The sequence below is a fragment of the Kitasatospora sp. NPDC053308 genome (assembly GCF_055585785.1).
The window spans coordinates 340,424-346,423 of the sequence record NZ_JBVJJY010000008.1; the positions used below are offsets into that span (position 1 = coordinate 340,424).

Annotated in this window: 4 protein-coding genes and 1 rRNA gene; 2 read left to right on the forward strand and 3 right to left on the reverse strand. The window is 70.2% G+C overall.

The genetic code is table 11. The annotated features are described in order from the left end of the window. Nucleotides 1-518: 518 nt before the first annotated feature. Together ACZ6Y7_RS20875 and recD2 are read right to left on the reverse strand one after the other, a co-directional pair. Nucleotides 519-1,808, reverse strand: a complete 1,290-nt coding sequence (locus tag ACZ6Y7_RS20875; protein WP_465759381.1) for a citrate synthase — start codon at nucleotides 1,806-1,808, stop codon at nucleotides 519-521. Nucleotides 1,809-2,033: 225 nt separating this feature from the next. Beyond that, nucleotides 2,034-4,265, reverse strand: coding sequence for an SF1B family DNA helicase RecD2 (recD2, locus tag ACZ6Y7_RS20880; RefSeq protein WP_465759382.1), 2,232 nt, complete (start codon nucleotides 4,263-4,265; stop codon nucleotides 2,034-2,036). A gap of 231 nt (nucleotides 4,266-4,496) precedes the next feature. On the opposite strand from recD2, the gene ACZ6Y7_RS20885 reads away from it, so the two are divergent. Beyond that, nucleotides 4,497-5,288 carry a VOC family protein gene (locus ACZ6Y7_RS20885; RefSeq protein ID WP_465759383.1) on the forward strand — a complete coding sequence of 264 codons (792 nt, stop codon included), beginning with the start codon at nucleotides 4,497-4,499 and terminating at the stop codon, nucleotides 5,286-5,288. A gap of 116 nt (nucleotides 5,289-5,404) precedes the next feature. Beyond that, nucleotides 5,405-5,866: a GNAT family N-acetyltransferase gene (locus ACZ6Y7_RS20890; RefSeq protein WP_465759384.1), complete on the forward strand. Its 462-nt coding sequence runs from the start codon at nucleotides 5,405-5,407 to the stop codon at nucleotides 5,864-5,866. Nucleotides 5,867-5,931: 65 nt separating this feature from the next. Here the strand turns inward: ACZ6Y7_RS20890 and rrf are convergent. Beyond that, a 5S ribosomal RNA gene (gene rrf / locus ACZ6Y7_RS20895) occupies nucleotides 5,932-6,000 on the reverse strand; the annotation flags it as partial.

A 6,000-nucleotide genomic window follows, 5' to 3' on the forward strand; every position in this document is an offset into this window, starting at 1 on the left:
CGCCGCCGCGCTGCGAGTGTGCGCGACGGTCCGTACCGGAATGCCACGATTCCTATCACGCTCGGTTGCCGTGACTGCGGGGAGGGTGACGTCCCGCGCGGGAGGCGGTGTGGTATGGGCCGGGTACGACCCGCACACGGAGCGTGGCGAGAGGCAGCTCACACCCCCCGGGCGTAACTTCTCGCACCCTGATACGTCTTAGGTTGGTAGTGCGGCAGTTTTTTCCGACGGGCGAGGACGCGATGAACGGCAACGCGTCCCCGCGCTCGCGTCGGCTGCCGCCGACGGGGCTCCGGCGGGCCCCGGGAACGGTCGTCGTCCTCGACGGCCTTCGCGCACGGCGCCGGGGTTGTGGCGGGCTGGGGACGCTTTGAGCGGCCGTCCCCGGTCGCGGCCGGCCCCGGAGTCGTGCGCCGTACGGTTCCGTCCCCGCACGACCCCTCCGCGGGCCGCGCGGGGACACGAAGGGGCCCGGCCGCTCTGGCAGCGGCCGGGCCCCTTGTCGGCTTCCGCCCGGGTCAGCGCCCGTCGAGCGGCACGTAGTCGCGGATCGCGGTGCCGGTGTAGATCTGGCGCGGACGGCCGATCCGGCTGGTCGGGTCGTTGATCATCTCGTGCCAGTGGGCGATCCAGCCCGGCAGCCGGCCGAGCGCGAACAGCACGGTGAACATGCTGGTCGGGAAGCCCATGGCGCGGTAGATCAGGCCGGTGTAGAAGTCCACGTTCGGGTACAGCTTGCGCGAGATGAAGAAGTCGTCCTTGAGGGCGTGCTCCTCCAGCTTGAGCGCGATCTCCAGCAGCTCGTCGCTCTTGCCGAGCTGGCCGAGCACCTCGTGCGCGAGCTGCTTGACCTGGGCGGCACGCGGGTCGAACGCCTTGTAGACCCGGTGGCCGAAGCCCATCAGCTTGACGCCGGCTTCCTTGTTCTTGACCTTCGTGATGAAGGCGTCGACGTCGCCGCCGTCCTTCTGGATGCTCTCCAGCATCTCCAGCACGGCCTGGTTGGCGCCGCCGTGCAGCGGGCCCCACAGGGCCGAGATGCCGGCCGAGATCGAGGCGAACAGGTTGGCGTGGCTGGAGCCGACCAGGCGCACGGTGGAGGTCGAGCAGTTCTGCTCGTGGTCCGCGTGCAGGATGAGCAGCTTGTCCAGGGCGTTGACCACGACCGGGTTGAGCTCGTAGTCCTCGGCGGGGACCGCGAAGGTCATCCGCAGGAAGTTCTCGACGTAGCTCAGGTCGTTGCGCGGGTAGACGAAGGGCTGGCCCATCGCCTTCTTGTACGCGTACGCGGCGATGGTCGGCAGCTTGGCGAGCAGGCGGACCGTCGACAGGTGGCGCTGGGCCGCGTCGAAGGGGTTGTGGCTCTCCGGGTAGAACGTGGACAGCGCGCCGACGACCGAGGACAGCATGGCCATCGGGTGGGCGTCCCGCGGGAAGCCCTGGAAGAAGCGCTTGACGTCCTCGTGCAGCAGGGTGTGCTGGGTGATCTCGCGGTTGAACTCCGCCAGCTGGTCCGCGTTCGGCAGCTCACCGTTGATCAGGAGGTACGCGGTCTCGATGAACCCGCCCTGCGAGGCGAGCTGCTCGATCGGGTAGCCGCGGTACCGCAGGATGCCGTTGTCGCCGTCCACGAAGGTGATCGCGGACTTGTACGCGGCGGTGTTACCGAAGCCGTTGTCCAGGGTGACCAGGCCGGTCTGCGGGAGCAGCTTCGAGATGTCGAAGCCGGCGTTGCCCGCAGTGCTCTCGACGACGGGGTACTCGTACTCGCCGTCCTGGTACCGCAGTACTACCGAGTTGTCGCTCACGTCTTCCTCACCGACGAAATGAATCCTCTTCCAAGGTGCCCTGACTGTCTCTACCATCCCCCATCCGGAGGACAGCCGCGCACCCGGGGTGGCCCGAAAGGGCCCGCCCCTACAAAACCTGCAGCCGCAGCCGGTACGAACCGGACAAGATCGGCACCACCCTAGGCTCTGCCGTAAATCTCTTCACGTCAAGAGAACATTAGAGGCAACCATCCTGTTGGATAATCATCCAGTAGTCAGCCGATGAGCGAGCGCGGTATGCCTCCGACCTGCGCTGACGGCCCGCACGGCCTGCGCGATCGCCTTGCGTGACCCGACCAGCACCACGAGTTTCCGTGCCCTGGTCACAGCGGTGTAGAGCAGGTTCCGCTGGAGCATCGTCCAAGCGGACATGGTGACCGGAATCACCACCACCGGGTACTCGCTGCCCTGCGAGCGGTGGATGGTCACCGCGTACGCGTGCGACAGCTCGTCCAGTTCGTCGAAGTCGTACCCCACCTCCTCGTCCTCGTCGGTGAGCACCGTCAACCGCTGGTCGTCCGCACTGAGGGCGGTCACCACTCCCACTGTGCCGTTGAAGACCCCGTTGCGCCCCTTGTCGTAGTTGTTGCGGATCTGCGTGACCTTGTCCCCCACCCGGAAGGTGCGGCCGCCGAACCGCCGCTCGGCCAGCCCCTCCCGGGCCGGCGTGACCGCCGCCTGCAGCAGCGTGTTCAGGTTCCCCGCGCCCGCCGGACCGCGGTGCATCGGCGCCAGCACCTGGACGTCCCGGCGCGGGTCGAAACCGAATTTCCGCGGGATCCGCCGCGCCACCACGTCCACCGTCAGCCCGGCCGCCAGCTCCGCGTCGTCCTCCGCGAACAGGAAGAAGTCCGCCAGACCCTCCGTCAACGGCGGCTTGCCCTCGTTGATCCGGTGCGCGTTGGTCACCACCCCGGACTGCTGCGCCTGCCGGAAGATCCGGGTCAGCCGCACCGACGGGATCGGGCCGCCCGGCGCCAGCAGGTCCCGCAGCACCTCCCCGGCCCCCACCGACGGCAGCTGGTCCACGTCCCCGACGAACAGCAGGTGAGCACCCATCGGAACGGCCTTGACCAGCTTGTTCGCCAGGATCAGGTCCAGCATCGAGGCCTCGTCGACCACCACCAGGTCCGCGTCCAGCGGCCGGTCCCGGTCGTACGCGGCGTCCCCGCCCGGCTTCAGCTCCAGCAGCCGGTGCACCGTCGAGGCCTCCACCCCGGTCAGCTCCGACAACCGCTTCGCCGCCCGCCCGGTCGGCGCCGCCAGCACCACCTTGGCCCGCTTCGCCAGGGCCAGCGTCACGATCGACTTCACCGTGAACGACTTGCCGCACCCCGGACCGCCCGTCAGCACCGCGACCCGCTCGGTCAACGCCAGCCGCACCGACTGTTCCTGCTCCGGCGCCAGCTCCGCCCCGGTCCGCTTCGCCAGCCAGTCCAGCGCCACCGGCCAGTCCACGTCGGTGAACCAGGGCATCCGGTCGGTGTCCGCACGCAGCAGCCGCAGCAGCTGGTTGGCCAGCGAGATCTCCGCCCGGTGGAACGGCACCAGGTACACCGCGGTGATCGGCTCACCGCCCTCCCCCGGCACCGGCTCCCGCACCACCCCCTCGGTCGCCACCAGCTCCGCCAGGCAGTCGATCACCAGCCCGACGTCCACCTGCAGCAGCTTCACGCCGTCCGCGATCAGCCGCTCCTCCGGCAGGAAGCAGTGCCCCTGGTCGCTGCTCTGCGACAGCGCGTACTGCAGCCCGGCCTTGACCCGCTCCGGGCTGTCGTGCGGGATCCCCACCGCCTGGGCGATCCGGTCCGCCGTCAGGAAGCCGATGCCCCACACGTCCGAGGCCAGCCGGTACGGCTCGTTCTTCACCACGCCGATCGAACCGTCGCCGTACTGCTTGTAGATTCGCACAGCCAACGAGGTCGACACCCCGACGCCCTGCAGGAAGACCATCACCTCCTTGATGGCCTTCTGCTCCTCCCAGGCCGCCGCGATCTTCTTCGTCCGCTTCGGCCCCAGCCCCGGCACCTCGATCAGCCGGCCCGGCTCGTTCTCGATCACCTCCAGGGTGTCCACCCCGAACCGCTCCACGATCCGCTCGGCGAACCGCGGCCCGATCCCCTTGATCAACCCCGAGCCCAGGTACCGCTGGATCCCCTGGACGGTGGCCGGCAGCACCGTCGTGTAGTTCTCCACCGTGAACTGCCGCCCGTACTGCGGGTGCGAGCCCCACCGTCCGTGCAGCCGCAGCGACTCCCCGACCTGCGCCCCCAGCAGCGCGCCCACCACGGTCAGCAGGTCGTTCCCGCCGCGGCCGGTGTCCACCCGGGCCACCGTGTAGCCGGTCTCCTCATTGGCGTAGGTGATCCGCTCCAGCACGCCCTCGACCTGCGCGAGCTGGCGCGGCTGCTGCCCCGACGGCGCCTGCTTGCTCACCGGGCCCCCTTCGACCGGTACGGGTGGATGATTCCGCTACGCACCGTACCGTCCTGCCCTGACAAGCCCACAGCCCCGGGGCCCGGCTCCGGCGTCGCGGAGCCGCCCCGGCACGGGGCCGGGGCCTGCCGCGCGGCGTCCGCGCCGAAGTGCCAGGCTGTGAGGGAGGGAAAGGGGGGCCGCCGATCGCGCCCGGCCGGGGCCGACCGCCGTCCGAGGAGCAGTGCCGACATGCTCACCACCGCCTTCCGCCCCGGCTCCCCGGACTGGCTCGACCTGAGCAGCCCCGACACCCAGGCCTCCGTCGACTTCTACACCGCGCTCTTCGGCTGGACCTACGACTCGGCCGGCCCCGCGTCCGGCGGCTACGGCTTCTTCACGCTCGACGGCCGGACGGTCGCCGCCCTCGGCCCGCTCCCCGAGAGGGGCTCCGCGCCCTGCTGGACGCTGTACTTCGCCACCGTCGACGCCGACCGCACCACCGAACGGGTCGAGCAGGCCGGCGGCCGCGTCCGGTTCGCCCCCTTCGACGTCTTCACGGCGGGCCGGATGGCCGGCTACACCGACCCCACCGGCGCCGACTTCGCCGTCTGGCAACCGCACGACACCCGCGGCCTCGACCTCGTCGCCGCGGAGGGCAGCCTCTCCTGGGCCGAGTGCCACAGCATCGACGCCGAAGCCGCCAAGTCCTTCTACCGCACGGTCTTCGACTGGCAGGAACAGGACGTCCCGTTCGAGGGCTCGGTCTACACCGTCCTCACCCCGGCGGGCGGTAGCACCGACGACGCTCACGGCGGCATCGTGCAGCTCGACCCCGGACCGACCGCCGTCGGCACCGGCTCGCACTGGCTCCCGTACTTCGAGGTCCCCGACCCCGACGCCGGCGTCGCCATCGCCGCCACCCTCGGCGCGACCGTACGGCTCCCGGCCACGGACGTCCACGGTGTCGGGCGCCTCGCCCGGCTGTCCGACCCGCACGGCGCCGTCTTCGCCGTCATCACCAGGACGAAGCCCGGGGAGTGACACCGGCTCACCTCCCGGCCGTCGGCCTCCCCACAGGCCCTCAGAAGGGACGTGAGGGGGTGCTACGGGCGTAGACAGGTGGGGGCCGGCCTCCCGATGGCTCCTATTCTCTGATCATGAGCGACAGGACCGATCTGACCATCCGCCGAGCCATCGAGGCGGACCTCCCCGCGATCGTGGCGATGCTCGCGGACGACCCACTGGGCGCGACCCGCGAAAGCCCCGACGACCTCACCCCCTACCGGGCCGCCTTCGCCCGCATCGACAGCGACCCGCACCAGCACCTCGTCGTCGCCGAGCGCGCCGGCCGGACCATCGGCACCCTCCAACTCACCGTCGTCCCCTGCCTCGCCCGCAAGGGCTCCACCCGCACGATCATCGAGGCCGTCCGCATCCATGCCGACGAACGCGGCACCGGGCTCGGCACCCTCCTGATCCAGTGGGCCGTCGAACGCTCCCGCGAACTCGGCGCCGACCTCGTGCAGCTCACCTCCGACGCCACCCGCACCGACGCGCACCGCTTCTACGAACGGCTCGGGTTCGTGCAGTCGCACCTCGGCTTCAAGCTGAAGCTCTGAACGCGCGGCAACGCAGACAGCAAAAAGCCCCTTCCCGGACCGGGAAGGGGCTTTTTGGAATGATTGTTCGGCGGCGTCCTACTCTCCCACAGGGTCCCCCCTGCAGTACCATCGGCGCTGTGAGGCTTAGCTTC